Here is a 23,021-nt window from a genome sequence, read left to right as displayed (position 1 = left end):
CCTACCGAGACATCATGTACACGAGCAGCAACCTTCGCCTCATCGGCGCCGCCCTGTGCGGCGCCCTCTTCCTCAGCGGCTGCGCCAACCAGCTGCCGCAACGTAGCGAGCATGAGGAGCGCGTCGAACGCAAACTGCTGGATCACCAGCTGCAGATCGATGCCGGCGAACCCAAGGTGTTGGAGCTGCCACAACGCCGGGTGCGTGTGCATGACCAGAAGAGCTTCGAAGTCACAGCGTTCGAGGTGACTCGGCGTTACGACCGCTATACCCCCTATCAGGCCTGGCGCGAGATCTATGAAGTGCCGATGGGGGCGGTCGCGGTAGTAGCCGGTGTCGGTGCCAACATCCTCAACGTCGTACTGCTCGGCAGCTTGCCGGAAACCGCGACCCGCGACTGGATCAGCTACGGCATGGCCGGCCTCAACCCGTTCATGAACGTCGAGTCCAATGGTCGTGCCGAGCAGAATCTGGCCAGCATCGACGAGGTGCAGCGCGATCGCCGCATGGAATACACCAACCTGCCCTGGGCCGAACGCCCGGTTCAGGTCAGGGCGGGCGATCAGCAGTTCGAGATGCTCACCGACAGCACCGGGGTCCTGCGTCTCAATCTGCTGGACAGCCCTTTCACCGAGCAGGACATCACTCGTCTGAACATGCTGCAGCTGAGCGTGGAGGATCGCCTTGGCGATGACGTTGCCCGCGCCGAAACGACTCTGATGGTCAGCCACACCCTTCGCGGCAAGCTGCGTGAGGCGCATGACCTGATCTTCGACGACCTCGAAGGGGACGACGTGGCGCAGTGGGTGCACCGGGTCAAGCGCCTGTCCGACCTCGGCCTGGAAGAGGAAGCCAGCGAGTTGGAGCAGAGCCTGATCGAGTTGACGCGCAACGATCCCGAATTGCAGGACGCCTTTCTCAAGGCGCTGCTCAAGGACGCCGGACGCCTGGCCGCCGATCCGGCCAACTGATTAAGCACCACGACCCTGTCACTGTACGCGGTCAGTCACGCCCTTTCAGACCATCTCCAGCGGTCGCTTGCCACGTGGCGGCGTAAAGGCCTCATCCAGCAGGGCCAGATCATCCGCATTCAACGCGATGGCAGCCGCTGCAGCGTTGTCGCGCAAATGCGTACTGCTCACCGCCTTGGGAATGGCAATCACGCCGTCCTGCCTGAGCGTCCAGGCCAGCGCGATCTGCGCTGGCGTAGCCCCATGCCGCTCAGCCACCTGCCGCAGCGCCGGCTCATGCAGCAAGCCCCCCGCCTGGCTCAGTGGGCAGTAGGCCATCAGCGGCATGCCGGCGCGCTGCTGCCAGGGTAGCAGGTCATACTCGATGCCTCGTGCCTCCAGGTTGTACAGCACCTGATTGGTCTGGCATGCCGGCTGGTCCAGTTCCAGCAGATCGTCCAGATCGAAGTTGGAGACGCCCCAGGCGGCGATCTTGCCTTGCTCGCGCAGTCGCTCGAAGCCTTCGACGGTCTCCGCCAGCGGGTAGCGGCCGCGCCAGTGCAACAGGTACAGGTCGATACGCTCGCAACCCATGCGCTTGAGGCTGCGCTCACAGGCCGCCTGGACCCCGTCCAGACTGGCGTTGTGCGGATACACCTTGCTGACCAGAAACACCTCGTCCCGGCGCCCGCCGATGGCCTCGCCCACCACCTGCTCTGCCCCGCCCTCACCATACATCTCGGCGGTGTCGATCAGGCTCAGCCCCAGGTCCAGGCCCTCACGTAGCGCCGCGACCTCTCGTGAGCGCTGGCGACCGTCCTCGCCCATGCGCCAGGTTCCCTGGCCGATCACCGGTACCTCTCTACCGGCCAATTCAATTCTGCGCATCGATAGCTCTCCCATGGGTTGCGACCAGGTCATATCCCTCGCCACGCCACTGCACCAGACACAGCCCGTGGCCAAAGGGATCACTCAGCGTGACCAGGCGCCCCCAGTCATATTCATGGATTTCACCTTCCTGCTGCGCGCCCGCACCGAGCGCCCGAGCCAGCGCCAGATCCAGATCAGCGACCACCAGGTCCAGGTGCAGCGGCATCCAGTGCCGGCCGTAGTGACGCTGCAGGTCTGCCTGTGGACAAGGACGAGTGGCGGCTGCTTTGTGCAGCAGATAGAGCGGTACGGCTGCACCGAGCATCTCGACGACCGTACCGTCGAACAGCTCACGCCCGACTGTCAGCCCAAATGCCTGCTGATAAAAGGTCACCGCAGCCGGAAGATCGGGAACGTCGAGGTTGAGCAGCAGCTGCATGGTCAGATCGGTTTGAGCAACAGTAGAAGGGAAACCGGTTGAACGCTCTCGGGATGCAGCGGCTCCTGCAGCCATTCGAGCCGCCAGCCGGTTTCACCTATCAGCGTGAGCCAGGATTGCAGGGTACGGAAGAACCAGGGCATCGGCGCCTGAAAGCCCTCGCCGAAACCGACGAAATCCTCGACCCGCCAACCGTCCTGATAGGGCTCGCCGTGGCTGGCGCGCCAGGGGTGGAGGGTCTGGATCAGCAGACTGCCACCAGGCGCCAGCAAGGTGTGCAAGCTACGCAAAACCGGCTGCAGCGGCTCTTCGAGTAGCGCGAAATTGCACACCAGCACCTCGAAACGCCCAAGTTGCTCGGCGTGCTCTTCCAGCTCGGCATAGCCACAGACGCGATACTGGCTACGCCCATCGCACGCTGCTCGAGCCGCTTCGATCAGGGGTGCGGAGGCATCCACCCCGACCGGCTCTATGCCATGTTCGGCCAGACCACGGCACAGCCAGCCCTCACCACAACCGATATCCAGCACGCGCTTGGGTTGCAGCGCCAGTACGGCCTGAAGGATGGCGGCATCGGTGACCAACCGCCGGCTTTCGATGCGCTGTTCGCGCACAGCGGCAGCCCAGGCATCGGCGTTGGCCTGCCAGCTTTGCTGAAGCTGTTCACGATGGTCGCGCTGCATGCTGATCACCTGTATCGATGCATCCCGCGAGTCTAGCAGGCCTGGCCTCAATCGAGGTAAACCCGGTACAACCCGCAAAAACCGCCAGCCAGACACCGTGCCAGCGTCTAAGCTGATAGTGAGACAGACGAGACGACCGCAGCCCGGCCGACCGAGGGTCAGCATCCGGCAAGAGGCAATCTCGCGGCTTATATGATGCTGACAGACCAGGCCGGTGATTTATGGGCGCATCATGGCAAGTGAATACGCAGCAGCGTGAGCTGGCCGCCTCGGTCGATGCCAGGGCTCAGCGAAAGCCGGCTTCGGCAGGCCGTCACTGGCGCCTTACCCTGTATCTGCTGCTGGTATCGCTGGTACTGGCTGCCACCGCGCTGGCGGTGTTCGAATCGCGCAGCGCACATTTTCAGTCGCGCGAACTGAGCCGCTATGCCGCGAGCCTCACCTACCAGGTCGAACCCGGCCCCAGCGAACGAATCATCTACCCGACCGACGGGCCCTTCGACAAGCGCCAGGGCTACGCCTACCTGCCGCTGATGCTGGAGCGCCTGCAGCAACGCGATTACCAGATTACCGAGCAGTCGCGCTTCTCCGACGAGCTGATGGCCTACAGCCGCCGCGGGCTGTTTCCACCCTTTACCGAGAAGAGCCAGAGCGGTCTGAGCATCAGCGACTGCCGTGGAACACCCTTCTACGAGTTTCGCTACCCTCAGCAAGGCTACGCCGACTTTGCCAGCATCCCACCACTGGTGGTCAACAGCCTGCTGTTCATCGAGAACCGGCACCTGCTCGACCCGTCGCAACCTTTGGCCAACCCGGCCGTGGACTGGCCACGCTTCGCCATGGCAGCGCTGTCGCAACTCGGCAAGATGCTCGACGTGCAGGATCAGTCCGCTGGCGGCAGCACCCTCGCTACTCAGCTGGAGAAATACCGCCACTCTCCTGACGGGCTGACCCTGTCTGCCGGAGAAAAGCTGCGGCAGATGATCTCCGCCAGTGTCCGCGCCTACCAGCAAGGGCCACAGACGCTGGAAGCACGCCAGCGCATCGTGCGCGACTACCTCAACAGCGTGCCGCTGTCCGCCGCGCCCGGCCATGGCGAGGTTCACGGTCTGGCCGACGGTCTGCGCATCTGGTATGGCGCGGACTTCGAGCGCAGCAATGCCCTGCTCGATCCAAGCCGTTCGCCGGATGCCAGCCTCGCCGAGCGCGGCCTGGCACTGCGACAGATGTTGTCATTGATGATCGCCCAGCGCCGTCCCTCCTATTACCTCGCGCAAGGGCGGCACGACATGGAGGCCCTGACCGAAAGCCATATCCGCCTGCTCGCCAGCGGAGGCCTGATCGATGCCGACCTGCGCGATGCGGCTCTCGCGCAGAAACTGCAATACCGCGACTGGCAGCAGGAACCCAACCTGCGGGCGGTGGAGAGCGACAAAGGCATCAGCGTGGCACGCTCACGCCTGTCCAATCTGCTGGGCATGCCACTTTACGACCTGGATCGTCTCGACCTCTCCGCACGCAGCACGCTGCAGCGCGACCTGCAGCAACAGGCCAGCACTTATCTGCAGAACCTGGCCGATCCGGACTTCGCCGGCAAGATCGGTCTGTTCGGCGAGCGCCTGCTATCGCCCGAGAAAACCGCGGAGGTGCGCTACAGCTTCACCCTGTTCGAGCGCACCCCGACCGGCAGCCGGGTGCGCGTACAGACCGACAGCACCGACCAGCCTTTCGACATCAACGAGGGCAGCAAGCTGGAGCTCGGTTCCACTGCCAAACTGCGGGTGCTGGCCACCTACCTGGAAATTATCGCCGAACTGCATCAGCGCCATGCCGGCAAGAGCCCGGCCGAGCTGCGCCAGGTGGACATCGCCGAGCAGGACTACCTCAGCCGCTGGGCCGTGGGCTACCTGCAAGCCAAGCCCGAAGCCGACCTGGCCAGCATGCTGGAAGACGCACTGGAGCGGCGCTACTCCGCCAGCCCGAATGAGCGTTTCTTCACCGGCGGCGGATTGCACACCTTCGGCAACTTCCGTCGCGAGGACAACGGCCGCAACCCGACCCTGCGCGAGTCGTTGCGCGAATCGATCAATCTGCCCTTCGTCCGCCTGATGCGCGACCTGGTGCGCTACAGCACCTATCAAAGCAGCGCCGAACTGCTCAAGGACGACAAGGACCCGCGCCGCCAGGAGTACCTGCAGCGCTTCGCTGACCGCGAGGGGCGCACCTTCCTGCTGCGTTTCTGGCGCAAGTATCAGGGTCAGGCAGAGCAGCAGCGTCTGGAGACCTTCATCAGCGGCCTGCGTCAGACGCCGGTACGCCTGGGCGCCGTGCATCGCTACCTGCTGCCGCAGGCCGACGAGGCCACCTTCGCCGCGTTCCTGCGGGCGCAACTGCCGCAGGAAAAGCTCACCGACAAGCGGATCGCCCGCCTGTACAAGGATTACGGCCCCGGCGCCTACAGCCTGCCGGATCAGGGCTATATCGCACGCGTGCATCCGCTGGAGCTGTGGCTGCTGGGTTACCTGATCGACAACCCGCAGGCGAGTTTCAGCGACGCCGTGGCCGCCAGCATCGACGAACGCCAGGAAGTCTACGGCTGGCTGTTCCGTAGCCGACACAAGAGCGCTCGTGACAGCCGCATCCGCATCATGCTGGAGGTCGAGGCCTTCTCCGACATCCACCGCCGCTGGAAGAACCTCGGCTATCCCTTCCAGCATCTGGTTCCCTCACTGGCTACCGCGCTGGGCAGCTCCGGTGACCGGCCGGCAGCGCTGGCCGAACTGATGGGCATCATCCAGAACGACGGCATCCGGCAGCCGGTACTGCGCATCGACGAACTGCATTTCGCCGCCGGCACGCCTTACGAAACACGGGTCGAGCGCGATATTCATGGCGGCAAACGGGTGATGCAGTCCGAGGTCGCCGCGGCGCTGCGCAATGCCCTTTCCCAGGTCGTCGAAGGCGGCACCGCCCGGCGCCTGCAAGGTACCTTCCAGCTGCAGGACGGCCAAAGCCTGACGCTCGGCGGCAAGACCGGTACCGGCGACAACCGCATCGAAAGCGTGGGCGCGGGGGGGCGGGTGATCAGCTCCAGGGCGATGAACCGCACGGCCACATTCGTATTCTTCCTCGGCCCGCGGCACTACGGCACCCTCACCGCATTCGTGCCGGGGCGTGATGCCGAGCGTTTCACCTTCACCTCGGCATTGCCGGTACAGGTGCTCAAGGGCATGGCGCCGATACTGGCGCCCTATCTCGAACCGGGTAGCGCCACGCTCTGCGATACAGCGCTCAGTCCGGTGCAGATCAGCAGGCGGTAATACCCGGTAACCACAGCGGCCAGCGCCTGGGGAAACCCGGCATCGGATATGCAGTCCATGGCAGCATCATCCGTTGCCCTTCATGAGTATTGTCGATGCGCTCCTCCTGGTTCGCCCTGCTACGCCGTCGTCGCCTGAGCCTGCTGTTCCTGGTATGCCTGGCAGTATTGCTGCCTATCGGCTGCGCCAAGCTGGAGCAGACCGAACGCGAACTGGTGTTCCGCATCGAGCCCGGCACCGCCCGCTGGTTCAGTGGCCTGCCCACCGGCATCGAGGACGTGCAGCTGCAATCACCGAAGCTGAGCGCCGATGAAAGCCTGCATGCCTGGTGGTGGCCGGCGGCACGCCAGGACGCCCCGGCACTGCTCTATCTGCATGGTTCACGCTGGAATCTGACCGGCCAGCTGTTTCGCATCGAACAGTTGCACGCCATGGGCTTTTCGGTCCTGGCGGTGGACTACCGCGGCTTCGGCCAGAGCCGTGGGGCCCTGCCCTCCGAGCGCAGCGTCTATCAGGATGCGCTGATTGCCTGGGAGCATCTGGCTCGTCTGCAGCCCGAAGCCGACAAACGCTTCATCTACGGCCATTCGCTCGGCGGCGCGGTGGCGGTCAACCTGGCGCACGAACTGGCTGACGAAGATCGAGCACAGGCAGCAGGCCTGATCGTCGAATCCAGCTTCACCAATCTGGGCGATGTGGCTGCGGCGGTGACCAACACCTCGCTGCCGGTACGCTGGCTGTTGTCGCAGGAGTTCGATTCGCTGAGCAAGATCGGCGAGGTCGGGATTCCGGTATTGATCGCTCATGGGCGTGACGACCGCTATGTGCCCTCACGCTTCAGCGAAGCACTGTTCGAGGCGGCCAGCGAACCCAAGCAGCTGCTGCTGATCGAGGGCGCCAACCATAACAACGGCCTGCGCATGGCCGGCAACAGCTACCGGCAGGCCTTGCAGGCACTGGGGCTGGAGATCAACTGATCCGCGCGATCAGGACTTGAATTGCTGCAGGTAGAGTTGCTCGACCTTGGCCCGCGCCCAAGGGGTCTTGCGCAGAAAGGTCAGGCTCGACTTGATGCTCGGCTCATGCTTGAAACAGCGCACATCGACCTGACGGGCCAGTCCCTCCCAACCGATGCGTTCGACCAGAGCGGTAAGTATCGCCTGCAGGGTCAGGCCGTGAAGCGGGTCATTGCTGGTCATGTAGGCATCCGTCGAAAAAGGTGAGCATATCTTAGAGCCGTAAACGAAAAAGGCGATGACTGCCGAGCAGTCACCGCCTTTTTTGGTCAAGCCGACAGGGTTACACCGACTTGTATTCGCTCTCGGCCTTGTCGAAACGATTGAGCATCGACTGGCTGGGTGCCTGACCGATACGGCTGAAGATCACGATGGCCAGGGTGGCGAGGATGAAACCAGGAATGATCTCGTACAGGCCCAGACCGATCCAGTTCTTCCATACGATCACGGTGGCCGCACCAACCAGCATGCCGGCCAGCGCGCCGTTGCGGGTCATGCCCTTCCACAGCAGGGACAGGATGACCACCGGACCGAAAGCGGCGCCGAAACCGGCCCAGGCGTAAGACACCAGGCCAAGTACGCGATTGTCCGGATTGGCCGCCAGGGCGATGGCGATGAGTGCGACCAGCAGCACCATGGCGCGGCCGACCCAGACCAGCTCGGTCTGCGAAGCACCCTTGCGCAGGAAGGCCTTGTAGAAGTCCTCGGTCAGCGCACTGGAGCACACCAGCAGTTGGCAGCTCAGGGTGCTCATCACCGCGGCCAGGATGGCCGACAGCAGAATACCGGCGATCCAGGGGTTGAACAGCAGCTTGGCCAGTTCGATGAACACACGCTCCGGGTTCTCGCCGACCGGGCCGGCGACTTCCGGATGAGCCGAAAAGTAGGCGATGCCGAAGAAGCCCACGGCCACCGCGCCGGCCAGGGTCAGAATCATCCAGGTCATGGAGATGCGGCGAGCCGCCGGGATCGACTTGACCGAATCGGCGGCCATGAAGCGCGCCAGAATGTGCGGCTGGCCGAAATAACCCAGGCCCCACGCCATCAGCGAGATCACGCCGATGAAGGTAGCGCCCTTGAGCATATCGAAGTTGGTGGCATCGACCGCTTCGATGGCAGCCATGGCCGGATCGAAACCGCCGGTGGCGGTCATCACCACGACCGGAGTCAGAATCAGCGCGAAGATCATCAACGTGGCCTGCACGGTGTCGGTCCAGCTCACGGCCAGGAAGCCACCGATGAAGGTATAGGCGATGGTCGCAGCGGCGCCGGCCCACAGCGCGGTCTCATAGGACATGCCGAAGGTGCTCTCGAACAGACGGGCACCGGCCACCACGCCGGACGCGCAGTAGATGGTGAAGAACACCAGGATCACCAAGGCCGAGAAGATGCGCAGGATGCGGCTGTTGTCTTCGAAGCGATTGGTGAAGTAGTCAGGCAGGGTCAGGGCGTTGCCATTGTGCTCGGTCTGTACGCGCAGGCGGCCGGCAACGAACAACCAGTTGAGGTAGGCACCAGCCACCAGACCGATGGCAATCCAGCTTTCGGAGATGCCGGCGACGAAGATTGCGCCCGGCAGGCCCATCAGCAGCCAGCCACTCATGTCGGAAGCACCGGCGGACAGCGCGGTAACGAAGCTACCGAGGCTACGGCCACCGAGAATGTAGTCGGAAAGGTTCTTGGTGCGCAGATAGGCGATCAAGCCGATCAGCACCATGGCTGCGATGTACACCACGAAGGTGACGAGCATTGGAGTACTAGCTGTCATTTTTGGGGGGCTCCCCTCTCGTTTGTTGTTCTCGGGCACCGTGCCCAGCTTGGCAAAGTGCACCCGTGTTTGCGGATGCGGGGCTCCGGTTTCTCTTTCTCGTCACGCCGATGCCTGGCGAGCACGATCAGGGACAGATACCGGTGCAATGAAACCTTCACCACTTCGTCATCGCATCGGCATGTGCGTGAGCACCTTCCCTGACCTCCCTGGCTTGCGCCTGCGGCCACCGAATCGCGTTACCACCCTACTTCCATTGCAGGAACCGCAGTGATCGGTCCAGCCCAGCAACGCTGGCCTGAGCAATCGGCGCAGACAAAAAGGTCGTAACGAAAGTGAAGGGCGGAATTTAGTGGCAGAGGTGAACGGGCTTCTTGCTGAAAGCTCTGGAGTTTTTACAGAAATCTCCGACACAGGGAACTTCCGGCAAACAACCGTTTCGGCTCGCGGTCGGTAATCTGCTCGTTCGATCAGGCTTCGCCAGACTGGCGAAAAGGCAGATAGCTGCGCGCCTGCTCAGCATAGCCTCGCACGCCAGAGCGCTCCTGCTCGAGAAACTCGACGACCGCGGCATGCAGCCCCGGGTGGCAGAGATAATGCCATGAACGAGTAATCACCGGCTCGAAACCGCGGATCAGTTTGTGCTCACCCTGGGCCCCGGCGTCGAAGCGTCCAAGACCTTCGGCGATGGCCAATTCCATACCCTGATAGAAGCAGGTTTCGAAATGCAGGCGGTCGAACTCGGCCAGGCAGCCCCAGTAGCGACCGTAAAAGGTATCGCCATCGACCAGGCTGAAGGCCATGGCCAGCGGCCGCCCATGCTGCCGGGCGAATACCACGCGGATCATTTCCGGCATGCGCTCGGCCAGCAGGCTGAAGAACTCCCGCGTCAGGTAGGGCGCCTGGCCGCGCACATGGTAGGTATTGGCGTAGCAGTGGTAGACGAAATCCCAGTCCACCTCGCTCAACTCGTGGCCAGGGTGCCAGGAGAATTCGATGCCCTGCCCCGCGACCTGTTCTCGTTCCTTGCGCATCTGCTTGCGTTTGCGTGAGCTGAGCGCATCGAGAAAATCCTGAAAGTCCCGATAACCGCGGTTGTGCCAGTGAAACTGACAACCAAGGCGCTCCAACCAGCCCTGCCGCTGCGCCATCACGGCATCGCAGGCCGGACTGGTGAAATTGATATGCAGGCTGGACAAGCCCTCTGCGCTCAATTCAGCTGCCAGCGTGTCGAGCAGCTTGGCAGCCGCCGCGGCATCACCAAGCAAACGTGCCCCACTCACCGGAGAGAACGGCACGGCGCCCAGCAGCTTGGGGTAATAGGCAATACCCGCGCGGCGGCAGGCATCGGCCCAAGCGTGATCGAATACGTATTCGCCGTAGGAGTGCTGCTTCACATAAGCCGGCAATGCCGCCTGCACCTGTCCCTGCTCATCGCACCAGAGTCGGTGCGAAGGCAGCCAGCCAGTGCGATCGCCGACGCTGCCGCTGTCTTCCAGTGCGCTGAGAAAGGCATGGCGCAAGAATGGTTGCGCCTGCACCAGCAGAGCGTCCCAGACGTCTGCCTGCAATGAATGAAGCGAGTCGATGATGGTGACGGGCATGAACTGAATCCCAGAAGCCAGACTGCAATATATCTCTAACAAGGCCTCAGCAAGATGACTGCCGGTTTATCAACCATCAACCCAACGGAGTCATCATGCGTAAATCCCTGCTCGCCCTCGGCATCGCTATCGGCCTCGCGGCCCCCTGCTCGTTCGCCGCCCCGGGCATCGTCCATCCCTTCCATGCCGCACAGCCCAAGGACGCGCCGAACGAAGTGCACATGGCGGTGGAAATTCCCGCCGGCAGTATCACCAAATACGAGATAAACGAGGAGGGCTTGGTCTTCGTCGACCGCTTCCAGTCGATGCCGGTAGCCTACCCTGCCAACTACGGTTCGCTGCCACGCACCTTGGGTGGCGACAATGACCCGCTCGATGCGCTGGTACTTACCCGCGAAGCGCTGCACCCTGGGGTTCTGATCAAGTTCCGCCCTGTCGCAGTGCTGAGAATGATCGACGGTGGCGAGGCGGATGAAAAGATCATCGGCGTCCCCAGCAGCGATGTCGACCCGACCTACGACAAGATTCGCGATGTCGAGGATCTGCCGCTGATCGAGCGCCAACGTATCGAGGCATTCTTCCGCGTCTACAAGCAACTGCCCGAAGGCCGCAAGAAGATCGAGCTAAATGGCTACGGCGATGCAGCCGAAGCGCGCAAGCTGATCGAAGAAGCCATGCAGCGCTTCGAAAAGCAGAGCTGATCGCAGCAGGCAGATAGCCCCGGCAGGTCCGGGGCTTTTTTGTGCGGAAATCAGGCCCGACAAAAACAAAAAAGCCCCGCCAGTGGCGGGGCTCAAACAGGAGCACAATCAGTTAGCTATTAGAAAACGTACTGCAGGCGCAGGCTTACGGCATCGCCATCGTCGTCGCCAGCAGCGTTGGTCACGTTGTCAGCAGACGCTTTCAGGTAGTTGGCGGAAACCTTGACCGCCTCGTTGGCATACCAGTTCACGCCGACGGTGTGGATCTTGGCCTTGGTGTCGATGATGCTCGACTCTTCAGCCTTGATGTTGTCGTAGCGGTAGAACACTTCCCAGGCGCCGAACTGCTTGTCGTTCGGTTTGATGCTGTCGAACTTGCCGCCGTCGAGTTTGTAGCCACGCGCCTCACCGGTCAGGGTGTAAGCGAGCTGAACGTTGTAGCCGGTCGCTTCGCGGTCGTTGCGAGCAGAGCCGGACTTGGCATCGATGTCGCGGCGCAGGTATTCGCTCTGAACCGAGAACGGACCTGCTGCGAAGGCAGCTTCCAGGCCCCAGGCGCTATCACCGTCGAACTGGCCAGCCACGGCCGGAGCGAAGTCAGGGCGGTTGCCGTTTACGCCGTCTTCGGTGGTGCCGCGTACGTTAAGACGCGAACGGATGCGGCCATCGAAGTCTTCGGTGTTGCGCTTGGCGTAGTTGACGCCAAAGTGCAGGACGTTACCGGCTTCGGCCATAGGGGCGAACACACCACGCAGATTGTAGGTGTTGTTGTTCTTGCCGTTTGTGTCTTCGTTGTTCTTGGCGCGATTGAAACCAGCCGAACCGTAGAACATGTCGCCAGCGACGCCGCTGACCTGCACGCCCATGCCGTCCTGCTTGTCGTTCACCCAGTCAGCCAGGTCATAGACAGCGGAACGCTCGATGGCGGTAATCCACTTGGAGCTGGTGGCTTTCTCAAGGCCGAAGTCAGGATCGAAGCGGCCGATCTTCACGTTGACCGGCTTGAAACCGGTATAGGTGATCGAGGCCTCGTCCCACTTGCTGCTGCCGCTCTCGCCGAAGTCGACGTTGAAGGCATATTTCCAGTCGGTGTAGGCAACACCGGAAATTTCCAGGATGGCGCGACGGAAGTAGGCTTCGTTGGCGGTGTTGCCGTTACGGGTGTAGAGGCCGTCGAACTGGTCGAAGTCTGCCTGCAGACGACCACCGATCTTGAAACCGAACTGTTTGTCGGTGGTGGAAGCTTCAAAACCACCTTTGGTCTTGATCACGATATCGGCGCCGTCAGTGGTGACGGTACCGGCGAAAGCCTGGGCGGAGACGGCCAGAGCCAGGGCGCTGGCTACGAAACCGGCGAAGTGCTTACGGATCATCGAGAAATTCCCCTGTTGGACTTTTAGTGTTGAAAACACCCGAGCTGGGCTCGTTCGTGCTGGGGGAATCTTGGCGAGGGGTTATTTCAGCGCAGTTGCTGATATATAAAGATTTGATGACAGCGGAACTTTTTACTTCTACTGCTTATAAGCCATTCAGGAGGAATGTAGCCGAGGCCCCAGCAGGACGACCGCTGCACCTGCCAGGCACAGTGCAGCACCCAGCCAGTCGCTGAGCATCGGTCGGGTCTTTTCGATCAGTGCCAGCCAGGCCAGCGAAGCGACGATGTATACGCCACCGTAGGCGGCATAGGCGCGCCCGGCAAAGGCGGCCTCGACCCGCGTGAGGATCAGGGCGAAGAGCGCGAGACTCAGCAGCCCAGGCGCTATCCACCAGGCGCTGCGATCCAGCCGCAACCACATCCAGAACGCGTAACAGCCAGCGATCTCGAACAGCGCCGCCAGCAGAAACCACAGGTAGCTGAGCATCACGGCTGCCTAAACACGCAGGGCACCCTCTCGCTCCCAGGCGCAGCGCACACGCAGCGCGCCTTCCTGCGGGCTGTGAAAGCCGTTATCGGATTCCCAGCGAAAGGTATGCATGCCATTGAGTTCGGTTTCCAGGTGAACCACGGCACTGGCCCAGTACAGGCGCTTGAGTAGCGCCTCGAACGCTTCGATCCACAGGTTCCATTCATACTCCACTGCGCCGTAGCTGGCACCGAAGTGAATGACCTGGGTCTGGTAAAGGCCCGCCCCCGGCAACTCGCAGAACGAGAACATCTCACGCCCAAGAAAGGGCCAGAGATCTCCCGACGGCAATTCGGCCAATACGCCACGGTTGGTTTCACGGCGCAGACGACGCAGCTCGGGATCATCCGAGGGCCAGTCGCGAATGCAGCCATAGACGATGGATTCGGATTCCACACCGGCACTCCTGAAAAAGCAGAAAGCCTTCTAACACAGCACACCCGGGCAAGAAAGGAACTGGTGCGAATTCCTCAACGCGTCTGCCGTCGGCTGCGCCCCAGCATCCAGGCCACCAGCGTCATCAGCAATGCCAACCCTGTCAGTACCGCGAACGGCAGGCGATAGCTGCCGGACAGGTCGCGCGCCAGGCCGGTCAGAATCGGCGTCAGGCAGCCGAGGCAGTACCCGGTGAAGAGCATCATCGCCGTCCAGCGGCTGACCGCCATCGGCGAGCCGGCTTCGTACAGCGGCAATACCAGCGACAGGGCGAAGGAGCCGCCCAGCGAAAAGCCCAGGATCAGCGCCCAGAGCTCCGGAACGAAACGCGGCATGAAGGTGACCATCGCCAGACAACCGCAGGTAACCGCGCCGCAAGCCAGCAGCAGCGGGTAACGGGCGTTGTAGCGCTGCGCCAGCCAGGGCAGCAGGAAGGAGCTGGGCAGCCCCATCAGCATGGCCAGGCTGAGCAGCGAGTTACTGCGCAGCACACTCAGCCCGGCTTCGTGGTAGCGCGCCACGGCCCAGGTCGCGATGGCATAGAACAGCCCCGCCTGAATGGCGAAGAAGCAACTGATCAGCCAGGCGCGTGGCTGCCGCCAGGGCAGGCCGGCGCTCTCCTGCGCCTCGGCAGCGCCCACCTGATTGGGCAACCACAACCAGAGCATCACGCCGAGCAACGCCGGCGCGGCCCACACCGCCAGGCCCAGGTGCCAGGCATCGCCGAACAGTGCGGTGGCCGGCGCCGTGAGCACCGCTCCGCCGGCACCGCCGATGGCCATGCCCAGCGAGTACCAGCCGACCACGCGCCCCATCTGGCTGGCGAAATGGCGTTTGATGAAGCCCGACAGCAAAGGGCCGGCTACGGCAATCGCGGCGCCCAGCGCAATGGCGCTACCGATCAGCACTGCACTCTGATGCGCGGCCAGACGCGCCAGCAGCGCCAGGCCGATCAGCCCGAGGCAGAGCACGATGGTGCGTTCGAGCCCCCAGCGCACGGCCAGGCGCGGCGCCAATGGCGCCAACAGCCCCATGCACAGTACCGGCAGGGCGGTGGTCAGGCTGATGAAACTGCGGCTCAGGGACAACTCCGCAGCGATGCGTTCGATCAAAGGCGCGAGGGAAGTGATGCCGGGGCGCAAATTGATCGCCGCCAGCACCAGGGCCACTAGCAGCAGGGCCCGAGGGACTGGTTTCACAGATATTCCATGGTCATGACGGCAGGCAGGCCGGGGCGGCCACCCTACCCCTGCAGGCCACGCCAGGCAAGCCTGCAGACATGAATAACTGACCTATCGGTCAGCTGGCGGATTTTGCCTTGCCGCGCATTTTCTCGGCCATGCTGGCCATCTCGTCGTACAGCGCCTGCGGGTTCTTCTGCTTGATCGCCCAGGCCATGCGGCCCATTTCGTGCGGCAGGATCATGAAGCTGCCCTTGGCCATTTCATCATAGATATAGTCGGCGATGTCCGCCGCGCTGATCGGCGAGCTTTCCAGCAATTTGCCCACCTGGGCCTTCATCGCCGGGGTCGGACCACGGAAGGAATCCAGCAGGTTGGTCTGGAAGAAGGACGGACAGACCACATGCACGCCGATCCCCAGTTGGCGCAGCTCCCCCAGCAGGCTTTCCGACAAGGCCACTACGCCGGCCTTGGCCACGTTGTAGTTGCTCATGCCCGGGCCCTGCATCAACGCGGCCATGGAGGCGATATTGACGATCTTGCCCTTGCTCTTTTCCAGCAGCGGCAGGAATGCCTTGCAGCCCTTGACCACCCCCATCAGATTGATCGAGATCTGCCAGTCCCAGTCCTCCAGCGACAGTTCGCTGAAAAAACCACCGGAGGCGACCCCGGCATTGTTGACGATGACATCGATACCGTCGAACTGCTCTTCACAGGCCTGCGCCAGGGCGGTCAGCTGGCTGTAGTCGCGCACGTCGCAGCGCCGGGTGAACCCGTCACCACCCGCCTCGCGCACCATTTTCAGGGTTTCTGCCAGGCCGGCTTCATTGACATCGGCCAGTGCCAGGCGCCAGCCTTCGCGCGCCCAACGCAGGGCAATTTCGCGTCCCAGGCCGGAGCCCGCGCCAGTGATCATCATGCGGTTTTGCATAACAGCCTGCCTTCAGTGTTTGGTTGCATTGGCGGCAGTGTAGCGAAGGAAATAAAGCGACCGAGCCTTCATCAGGCTTATGAATAGGCAAGGCAAATCAGGCCCGTGCCACAGCGCGCCAACGCCAGATCAGCCAGGCATAGACGGTGAGATTGACCAGCACGACGATGGCGCCCAGCCAGAGTTGAATCTGCGGCGTGAGCCCGGCCGGGTAGATCAGCGGTATCAGGTAATGCTCGATGAAGCCGCCTTCGTAGCCCGCCTGCCCCGCCGCGCGGCGCAACTGATTTTCCCAGGGTGTCAGCGGGCACCCCAGGTGCAAACATTCCACCGCGATGCCCCAGGCCACCGCCGGCACGTGCAGCCAGAGCAACCGCGGCCAGCGCAGCAACAGCAAGCCGCCGAACAGTACGAACAGAATGAAGCCCAGATGCACCAGCACCAGTGCATCGGCGGCCGTGCGCCAAATCATTGATGTCCTTCCCGAACCAACATAGAAAAAAGCTTATATGAAAACAAACTTAATTAGGCATGCCTATCGAAGCCATGCAAACGCCACATTTCCCGAGCCGAAAGAACAGGACTAGCCTTTCATGCAAGACGAAATGATTCTCAACGAGGCGCATCATGCTCAAGACCCTGACCTTCACCATCATGCACTTCTGCATTGCCTTCGGTGTCACTTACGTGCTGACCGGCAGCGTTGCAGCCAGCAGCCTGGTGGCGGCTATCGAGCCGCTGTGCAACTCGGTGGGTTTCTACTTCCACGAGAAGATCTGGCAGCGTTTCGAACGTAATCGTCAGCCTGCACCGGAGCGACCCAAGCACGCCTGGCTGCACCATCAGGCCTGACTGAACAAACCAGCGCCGCGGCCGATACGCCTGGCCACATAGCCCTGATACTCAAGTTCCCCACGATAAGTCAGGATAGTCTGGCACTTTGCCCCTCTTGCTGCTGTCATAAGCCAGCTGTTCAATCCAGACGCTCTCTGATTCAAAGGGACTTAGCACATGCCCAGCCTTGCCCGTCTCGCCGCCTTGCTCGGCGGCCTGGTCTTCTGTGCCTCGGCGATGGCCGCCGATGTGGATGCCGAAAGCTACGGCTATCCGCTGGCCAACCCGTTCGAGGCGACCATCGCGACCACGCCGCCCGAGCTGCGCCCGGAGCTGCCGGCTGATGGCGATATCAGGCAGCGCGACTACTCGGTACGCCTGCGTCCTGACCGCGAATTCGAATTGCTGGACAATTTCTGGCCAGTGACCAAGCTGCGCTACCGCCTGGCCGAGCAGAAAGGCCGTGCGCCGCTGATATTCATCATCGCCGGTACCGGCGCGCACTACGCAAACGGCACCAACGAATACCTGAAGAAGCTGTTCTACGGCGCCGGTTTCCATGTCGTGCAGCTGTCCTCGCCGACCAGCTACGACTTCATGGCTGCCGCCTCACGCTTCGCCACACCTGGCTATAGTCCGGATGATGCCGACGACCTGTACCGCGTCATGCAGGCGGTGCGGGCGCAGCATCCAAGGCTGGAAGTCAGCGAATTCCTGCTCACCGGTTACAGCCTCGGCGCGCTGCATGCCGCCTTCGTCAGCCAGATCGACGAGACCCGCCGCGCCTTCGATTTCAAGCGCGTACTGCTGCTCAACCCGCCGGTCAACCTCTACACCTCCGTTAGCAACCTGGACAAGCTGGTGCAGACCAAGGTGCAGGGCATCGACAACAGCACCAACTTCTACGACCTGGTGCTGGGCAAGCTGACGCGTTACTTCAACGACAAGGGCTATCTGGATATCAACGAGGCGATGCTCTACGACTTCCAGCAATCCACCGAGCGCCTCTCGGACGAACAGATGGCCATGCTCATCGGCACCTCGTTCCGCTTCTCCTCCGCCGACATCGTCTTCACCTCGGACCTGCTCAACCGCCGCGGCCTGATCACCCCGCGCGATTATCGGATCACCGAGAGCACCAGCCTCACGCCCTTCTTCCAGATGGCTCTGCGTTGCGACTTCGATTGCTACATCGCCGAGCAACTGATGCCCATGTGGCGCGCGCGCTATGACGGCGGCAGCCTCAACCAGCTGATCGACAAGAGCAGCCTGTATGCACTGGAGGACTACCTCAGGGGCAGCGACAAGGTCGCGGTGATGCACAACGCCGATGACCTGATTCTCGGCCAGGGCGATATCGGCTTCCTGCGCCGCACCTTTGGCGACCGCCTGACCCTCTACCCGCGCGGCGGGCACTGCGGCAACCTCAACTATCGCGTCAATGCCGACGCCATGCTGGAGTTCTTCCGTGGTTAAGCACAGTACTCTGATCATCGCCCTGCTGCTGGCCAGCGGGCAGGCACTGGCCGAGAACCAGGTCGACCCTGACGGCTTCACCAACCCGCTGCAGAACCTGCAGTTCAACCCGGGGCTGGATCAGCAGGAGTTCGAGCGCGCCTCCAGCGACGCCCTGCAGGTCTATGACCCGCTGGAGTCGTGGAACCGCCGCGTCTACCACTTCAACTACCGTTTCGATCAGTGGGTGTTCCTGCCGGTGGTCGACGGCTACCGCTATGTCACGCCTGACCCGGTGCAGACCGGCGTGCACAACTTCTTCAACAACCTTGGTGAAATCCCCACGCTGGCCAACAGCGTGCTGCAGCTCAAGGGCAAGCGGGCGATGAACACCACGGCGCGCTTGCTGTTCAACACCATTCTCGGTGTCGGTGGTATCTGGGACCCGGCGACGAAAATGGGCCTGCCAAGATTCAACGAAGACTTCGGCCAGACACTGGGCTACTACGGCGTGCCTGCCGGCCCCTATCTGATGCTGCCGCTGCTCGGCCCATCGAACCTGCGCGACACGGGCGGGCTGGTGGCCGACTTCAGCCTGGAGAACGCCGTCAACTACCTCGACGTAGCCGAGGTCGGGCGCAGCAACCCGGGTATCACCACCCTGAGAATCATTGATACCCGCGCCAACACGGGCTTTCGCTACGGCCAACTCAACTCGCCCTTCGAGTACGAGAAACTGCGCTACTTCTACACGGAGTCGCGCAAGCTGCGGATCGCCGACTGAGATGCGCCATGCATCGAATAATTCGATGCATGGCGCGAGAATTTTCCACCCAAACATCGATTCGATGCGTCTAGCATGGCGTCATTCCTCGCTATCAAGGAGCCCGTCATGACTTCACATCGCCGCGTCATCAGCATTCAGCCTGGCCAACCTGCCTCCGACGGCGCCGGCGTGCGCCTCAACCGCGTGATCGGCGGGCCGGGGCTGGAGCGTTTCGACCCTTTCCTGATGCTCGACGAGTTTTCCACCGACAACCCCGACGATTACATCGCCGGCTTCCCGCCGCATCCGCATCGCGGCTTCGAGACCATCACCTACATGCTCGAAGGGCGCATGCGTCATGAGGATCATCTGGGCAATGTCGGCCTGCTCGGCAGCGGCGGCGTGCAGTGGATGACCGCCGCGCGCGGCATCATCCACAGCGAGATGCCCGAGCAGGAGTCCGGCGCCATGCGCGGCTTCCAGCTCTGGCTCAACCTGCCGGCCAAGGACAAGCTGGGCGAAGCGGGTTACCGCGATATCCCCGCCACCGACATTCCACGCATCAATACGGCGTCCGGCGTCGAGGTGGTGGTGATCGCCGGCGAGTTCGACGATGGCCAAATTCGTCAGGCCGGCGCCGTGCAGCGCCCGCATACCGAGCCGCAACTGTTCGACCTGCATCTGCCGGCAGGCAGCCAGGTGGCGCCGCGCCTGGCCGACGGTCAGCGGGTCATGCTCTATGTCTACGAAGGCCTGCTCGAACTGCCCGAGGCCGGTGCACAACCCGTCAGTGCCGGACGCCTGGTGCGGCTGTCGGATCAAGGCGAACTGCACCTGGCCAGCAGTCATGGCGCGCGAGCGCTGCTGATCGCCGGTACCCCGCTGAACGAGCCCATCGTGCAGTACGGGCCGTTCGTGATGAACAGCCGCGAGGAAATCGAGCAGGCCCTGCGTGATTTTCGCGATGGCGTACTGGCCTGAGCTGAATCAGGCGGGCTGGACGACCTCGGTCAAGCCGAGAAAACGACAGAGGTCGGCCTTGCGCGTCATCGCATCCTGATACCCCAGCTCGATCAGCTCGCTGCAGTAACCGGGCTCGAACAGCAGATAACTGAGCACGCCGGCACCACCGGCCTTGGTCGCTCCCGGACCACGCAGGAACAGACGCAGCGCCCTGGGCAACTCACGCTGATGGCGGGCGGCGATCTGATCCAGCGGCTGGCTCGGCGCGATCACCAGCACCTCCACCGGATTGAGCCCCAGGCCACGCGGACGGCGATCCGGTGGCACCAGCGCGCTCATCTGATTGAGGCGCTCGAGCAGTTCGATATCCGTTTCCAGATTGTCGATAAAAGTGCTGTTGAGCATGTGTCCGCCGATCTGCGCCAGACTCGGCGGCCGCGTGCTCGCCACGCGCGGCAGCGCGGCATAGGCTTCGAGCTGGGCATTGCCGCTCACGCCTATCACCAGCACGCGGCTGGCGCCCAGGTGCAGCGCCGGGCTGATCGGCGCCGCCTGGCGTACCGCGCCGTCACCGAAGTATTCGCGGTTGATCTTCACCGGCGGGAAGATCAGCGGAATCGACGCGCTGGCGAGCAGATGGTGAAGCTGCAGACGTGTCGGCACGCCCACACGGCGATGACGAAACCAGGGATCGATGGTGGCGCGGCCCTGGTAGAAGGTCACGGCCTGCCCGCTTTCGTAGCCGAAGGCCGTCACCGCGACAGCCCGTAGTTGACGATGCCGGACCGCCGCCGCGATGCCGGAAAAATCCAGCTCGCGCTCCAGCAGCTCGCGCAACGGCGAGCTGTCGAGCAGGGCCACCGGAACGTCACGGCCCAGGCCGAGCAAACTGTGCCCGATGAAGCGCGCCGCCTGACGCAGCACGCCTGGCCAGTCGCTGCGGTACACCATGTGCGTGTGAAAACCCTGCCAGACCGAGGTCAGGCGCCGCACCGCCTCGCCGAACTGCAGCGCGCCACAGGCCAGGCCAACGGCATTGATCGCCCCGGCCGAGGTGCCGACTATCACCGGAAAGGGATTGTGCGAGGTGTCCGGCAACAGATCGGCGATGGCCGCCAGCACACCGACCTGATAGGCCGCCCGCGCCCCGCCACCAGAAAGGATCAGCCCGGTAACGGGCGCATCGGGGCGGGCAATCACTGTCATCGAACGGTCCTGTTTTTCGTTGCAGTATAGATGCGCTACTTGCGCTTACCGTACAGCTTCGGCTCCCCCTCGGGACGCGTCTTGAAACGCCGATGCGCCCACAGGTACTGCTCTGGGCAGGCGCTGACGACCCGCTCGATCCACTGGTTGATGCGCAGGCAATCGGCCTCTTCGCTCTCGCCGGGGAAGCCTTCGAGCGGCGCATGGATCACCAGACGATAACCGCTGCCGTCGGCCAGACGCTGCTGGGTGAAAGGCACCACACGCGCCTTGCCCAGACGAGCGAACTTGGTGGTGGCGGTGACCGTCGCCGCCTGGATGCCGAACAAGGGCACGAAGATGCTCTGCTTGCGGCCATAGTCCTGGTCCGGCGCGTACCAGATGGCGCGACCGGCACGCAGCACCTTGAGCATGGCGCGAATGTCCTCACGCTCGATGGCGGTGGCGTCGAGGTTGTGGCGCTCGCGGCCACGTCGCTGGATGTAGTCGAACAACGGGTTGTCGTGCTCGCGGTACATGCCGTCGATGGTGTGCAGCTGACCGAGCAGCGCCGCGCCGATCTCCAGGGTGGTGAAGTGCACCGCCATGAGGATCACACCCTGCCCTTCGGCCTGCGCCTGCTGCAGATGTTCGAGGCCTTCGACATGCGCCAGCTTTGCCAGGCGCGCCTTGGGCCACCACCAGCTCATGGCCATCTCGAAGAAGGCGATGCCGGTGGAAGCGAAGTTCTCCTTGAGCAGACGCTCACGCTCGGCAACGCTCTTGCCGGGGAAGCACAGCTCCAGATTGCGTGCGGCAATCTGCCGGCGCGAACTCGCGCCGCGATACATCAGCCAGCCCAACGCCCGCCCCAGCTTCAATTGCAGGCTATAAGGCAGCTGCACCACCAGCCACAGCAGCCCGAACCCCAGCCACAGCGGCCAGAAGCGCGGATGAAGGAAATAGGCGCGAAAGCGGGGGCGATCCATGAGGCGTTTCCGATCACATACAAAGCCGCGCATTCTAACGCAGTTTTCCCGGCCACTCGGCGGCTTCGCTGCGCGCCGTGCAGGTCGCGATGGCCAACCCGTGCAGGCGATAACATCGCCTCCGGTCGGCCGCGTCTGCTCAGGCGGCTTGCGGCATGCGGGCTATGTCGTTATAAGTCCGGGCATCTTTCGACTCGCCAGAAGGCCCATCGCATCACCATGAGCCAAGCCGACCTCCTCGCCCAAGATCCCGTATTCCAGCTCAAGGGCAGCATGCTCGCCATCACCGTGATGGAACTGGCGCACAACGACCTGGAGCGCCTCGACGCGCAACTGACGGAAAAAGTCGCCCAGGCCCCCGCCTTTTTCAGCAATACGCCGCTGGTACTGGCCCTGGACAAACTGCCGGAAGGCGAAGGTGATCTGGACCTGGCCGAGCTGATGGCGGTCTGCCGCCGCCACGGTCTGCGCACGCTGGCCATTCGCGCCTCGCGCGAGGGCGACATCGCCGCCGCCGAAGCCATGGATCTGCCGGTACTGCCACCCTCCGGCGCCCGCGAGCGCCCCATCGACCCGGCGCCGAAGAAGGTCGAGGAAAAGCCGGCCGAGCCCGAGCACAAACCCAGCCGTATCGTCACCACCCCGGTACGCGGCGGCCAACAGGTCTACGCCCAGGGCGGCGATCTGATCGTGCTGGCACCGGTCAGTGCCGGGGCGGAACTTCTCGCCGATGGCAACATCCATGTTTACGCGCCCATGCGTGGCCGCGCCCTGGCCGGGATCAAGGGCAACACCAAGGCACGGATTTTCTGTCAGCAAATGGGCGCCGAAATGTTGTCGATCGCCGGCCATTACAAGGTCGCCGAAGACCTGCGCCGCGACCCGCTCTGGGGCGATGCGGTGCACGTCAGCCTGTCGGGTGACGTGTTGAACATCACCCGCCTTTAACGGATACTGCGGCCACTTTTTACGGACACAAAAAAGGCATCTGGAAGCCTCGAATGGCTGACGGATTCCCGCGTTTTAT

Annotated in this window: 23 protein-coding genes; 9 read left to right on the top strand and 14 right to left on the bottom strand. The window is 62.9% G+C overall.

Annotated features, from left to right (window positions below; translation table 11 throughout):
- Window positions 1-14: 14 nt before the first annotated feature.
- Entirely contained in the window at window positions 15-971 is a 957-nt protein-coding gene (locus DXK50_RS14145; protein WP_161864546.1) for a hypothetical protein, read from the top strand.
- 45 nt (window positions 972-1,016) lie between these two features.
- Here the strand turns inward: DXK50_RS14145 and DXK50_RS14140 are convergent, their stop codons facing one another.
- Genes DXK50_RS14140 through DXK50_RS14130 form a run of 3 tightly spaced genes read right to left on the bottom strand, consistent with a single transcriptional unit; the run spans window position 1,017 to window position 2,942 of the window.
- Entirely contained in the window at window positions 1,017-1,838 is an 822-nt protein-coding gene (locus DXK50_RS14140) for an aldo/keto reductase (protein ID WP_212630752.1), read from the bottom strand.
- The gene (locus tag DXK50_RS14135; RefSeq protein ID WP_212630751.1) at window positions 1,825-2,259 is read right to left on the bottom strand and encodes a VOC family protein; all 435 of its coding nucleotides are present in this window, start codon (window positions 2,257-2,259) and stop codon (window positions 1,825-1,827) included. The genes DXK50_RS14140 and DXK50_RS14135 overlap by 14 nt, the downstream gene beginning before the upstream one ends.
- Before the next feature lie 2 nt (window positions 2,260-2,261).
- A complete protein-coding gene (locus DXK50_RS14130) occupies window positions 2,262-2,942 on the bottom strand; it encodes a class I SAM-dependent methyltransferase (RefSeq protein ID WP_212630750.1) in 681 nt (226 codons plus the stop codon).
- 221 nt (window positions 2,943-3,163) lie between these two features.
- Between DXK50_RS14130 and DXK50_RS14125 the strand changes: the two genes are divergently transcribed.
- Together DXK50_RS14125 and DXK50_RS14120 are read left to right on the top strand one after the other, a co-directional pair.
- Window positions 3,164-6,262 carry a transglycosylase domain-containing protein gene (locus DXK50_RS14125; protein WP_212630749.1) on the top strand — a complete coding sequence of 1,033 codons (3,099 nt, stop codon included), beginning with the start codon at window positions 3,164-3,166 and terminating at the stop codon, window positions 6,260-6,262.
- Window positions 6,263-6,357: 95 nt separating this feature from the next.
- Entirely contained in the window at window positions 6,358-7,239 is an 882-nt protein-coding gene (locus tag DXK50_RS14120; RefSeq protein WP_212630748.1) for an alpha/beta hydrolase, read from the top strand.
- A gap of 9 nt (window positions 7,240-7,248) precedes the next feature.
- Here the strand turns inward: DXK50_RS14120 and DXK50_RS14115 are convergent, their stop codons facing one another.
- The 3 genes from DXK50_RS14115 to DXK50_RS14105 form a co-directional block, all read right to left on the bottom strand.
- Window positions 7,249-7,461: a VF530 family protein gene (locus DXK50_RS14115; protein ID WP_024307244.1), complete on the bottom strand. Its 213-nt coding sequence runs from the start codon at window positions 7,459-7,461 to the stop codon at window positions 7,249-7,251.
- Window positions 7,462-7,561: 100 nt separating this feature from the next.
- Window positions 7,562-9,046, bottom strand: a complete 1,485-nt coding sequence (gene putP, locus DXK50_RS14110) for a sodium/proline symporter PutP (protein WP_161864553.1) — start codon at window positions 9,044-9,046, stop codon at window positions 7,562-7,564.
- 470 nt (window positions 9,047-9,516) lie between these two features.
- Window positions 9,517-10,650 (bottom strand): GNAT family N-acetyltransferase, encoded by a 1,134-nt coding sequence (locus DXK50_RS14105; protein ID WP_212630747.1) that lies wholly within the window; start codon window positions 10,648-10,650, stop codon window positions 9,517-9,519.
- Window positions 10,651-10,745: 95 nt separating this feature from the next.
- Here DXK50_RS14105 and DXK50_RS14100 point away from each other — a divergent pair, with 95 nt between their 5' ends.
- Window positions 10,746-11,351: an inorganic diphosphatase gene (locus DXK50_RS14100; protein WP_212630746.1), complete on the top strand. Its 606-nt coding sequence runs from the start codon at window positions 10,746-10,748 to the stop codon at window positions 11,349-11,351.
- A 119-nt stretch (window positions 11,352-11,470) separates the two neighbouring features.
- Here the strand turns inward: DXK50_RS14100 and DXK50_RS14095 are convergent, their stop codons facing one another.
- The 6 genes from DXK50_RS14095 to DXK50_RS14070 all read right to left on the bottom strand — a co-directional run bounded on the left by DXK50_RS14095 (window position 11,471) and on the right by DXK50_RS14070 (window position 16,274).
- Window positions 11,471-12,724, bottom strand: coding sequence for an OprO/OprP family phosphate-selective porin (locus DXK50_RS14095; RefSeq protein ID WP_212630745.1), 1,254 nt, complete (start codon window positions 12,722-12,724; stop codon window positions 11,471-11,473).
- A 156-nt stretch (window positions 12,725-12,880) separates the two neighbouring features.
- Entirely contained in the window at window positions 12,881-13,213 is a 333-nt protein-coding gene (locus DXK50_RS14090; protein WP_212630744.1) for a YnfA family protein, read from the bottom strand.
- Between the two features lie 9 nt (window positions 13,214-13,222).
- Window positions 13,223-13,651 (bottom strand): hypothetical protein, encoded by a 429-nt coding sequence (locus DXK50_RS14085; RefSeq protein ID WP_161864558.1) that lies wholly within the window; start codon window positions 13,649-13,651, stop codon window positions 13,223-13,225.
- Between the two features lie 74 nt (window positions 13,652-13,725).
- Window positions 13,726-14,889: an MFS transporter gene (locus DXK50_RS14080; protein WP_212630743.1), complete on the bottom strand. Its 1,164-nt coding sequence runs from the start codon at window positions 14,887-14,889 to the stop codon at window positions 13,726-13,728.
- 100 nt (window positions 14,890-14,989) lie between these two features.
- Window positions 14,990-15,802: an SDR family oxidoreductase gene (locus DXK50_RS14075; RefSeq protein WP_212630742.1), complete on the bottom strand. Its 813-nt coding sequence runs from the start codon at window positions 15,800-15,802 to the stop codon at window positions 14,990-14,992.
- 97 nt (window positions 15,803-15,899) lie between these two features.
- Window positions 15,900-16,274, bottom strand: a complete 375-nt coding sequence (locus DXK50_RS14070; RefSeq protein WP_161864561.1) for a DUF2784 domain-containing protein — start codon at window positions 16,272-16,274, stop codon at window positions 15,900-15,902.
- Between the two features lie 155 nt (window positions 16,275-16,429).
- Here DXK50_RS14070 and DXK50_RS14065 point away from each other — a divergent pair, with 155 nt between their 5' ends.
- From DXK50_RS14065 to DXK50_RS14050, 4 genes are all read left to right on the top strand, one after another.
- The gene (locus DXK50_RS14065; protein WP_024307236.1) at window positions 16,430-16,654 is read left to right on the top strand and encodes a DUF2061 domain-containing protein; all 225 of its coding nucleotides are present in this window, start codon (window positions 16,430-16,432) and stop codon (window positions 16,652-16,654) included.
- Between the two features lie 159 nt (window positions 16,655-16,813).
- Window positions 16,814-18,112: a serine/threonine protein kinase gene (locus DXK50_RS14060; RefSeq protein ID WP_212630741.1), complete on the top strand. Its 1,299-nt coding sequence runs from the start codon at window positions 16,814-16,816 to the stop codon at window positions 18,110-18,112.
- Window positions 18,105-18,875, top strand: coding sequence for an MlaA family lipoprotein (locus DXK50_RS14055; RefSeq protein ID WP_461818876.1), 771 nt, complete (start codon window positions 18,105-18,107; stop codon window positions 18,873-18,875). The genes DXK50_RS14060 and DXK50_RS14055 overlap by 8 nt, the downstream gene beginning before the upstream one ends.
- A gap of 108 nt (window positions 18,876-18,983) precedes the next feature.
- Window positions 18,984-19,838 (top strand): pirin family protein, encoded by an 855-nt coding sequence (locus tag DXK50_RS14050; RefSeq protein ID WP_212630739.1) that lies wholly within the window; start codon window positions 18,984-18,986, stop codon window positions 19,836-19,838.
- A 6-nt stretch (window positions 19,839-19,844) separates the two neighbouring features.
- On the opposite strand, the gene DXK50_RS14045 is transcribed toward DXK50_RS14050, so the two are convergent.
- The gene (locus DXK50_RS14045; protein ID WP_212630738.1) at window positions 19,845-21,026 is read right to left on the bottom strand and encodes a patatin-like phospholipase family protein; all 1,182 of its coding nucleotides are present in this window, start codon (window positions 21,024-21,026) and stop codon (window positions 19,845-19,847) included.
- A 35-nt stretch (window positions 21,027-21,061) separates the two neighbouring features.
- On the bottom strand, window positions 21,062-21,994 hold the full coding sequence (locus DXK50_RS14040) for a lipid A biosynthesis lauroyl acyltransferase (RefSeq protein ID WP_212630737.1): 933 nt from the start codon (window positions 21,992-21,994) through the stop codon (window positions 21,062-21,064).
- A 219-nt stretch (window positions 21,995-22,213) separates the two neighbouring features.
- Between DXK50_RS14040 and minC the strand changes: the two genes are divergently transcribed.
- On the top strand, window positions 22,214-22,942 hold the full coding sequence (gene minC / locus DXK50_RS14035) for a septum site-determining protein MinC (RefSeq protein ID WP_212630736.1): 729 nt from the start codon (window positions 22,214-22,216) through the stop codon (window positions 22,940-22,942).
- Window positions 22,943-23,021: the final 79 nt, after the last annotated feature.

The organism is Pseudomonas sp. KB-10 (genome assembly GCF_018221585.1).
In the GTDB taxonomy this organism is placed as follows: Bacteria; Pseudomonadota; Gammaproteobacteria; order Pseudomonadales; family Pseudomonadaceae; genus Aquipseudomonas; species Aquipseudomonas yangonensis.
The sequence above is the reverse complement of the archived record's forward strand: the minus strand, read 5'-3'. Positions and strand labels throughout refer to the sequence as shown.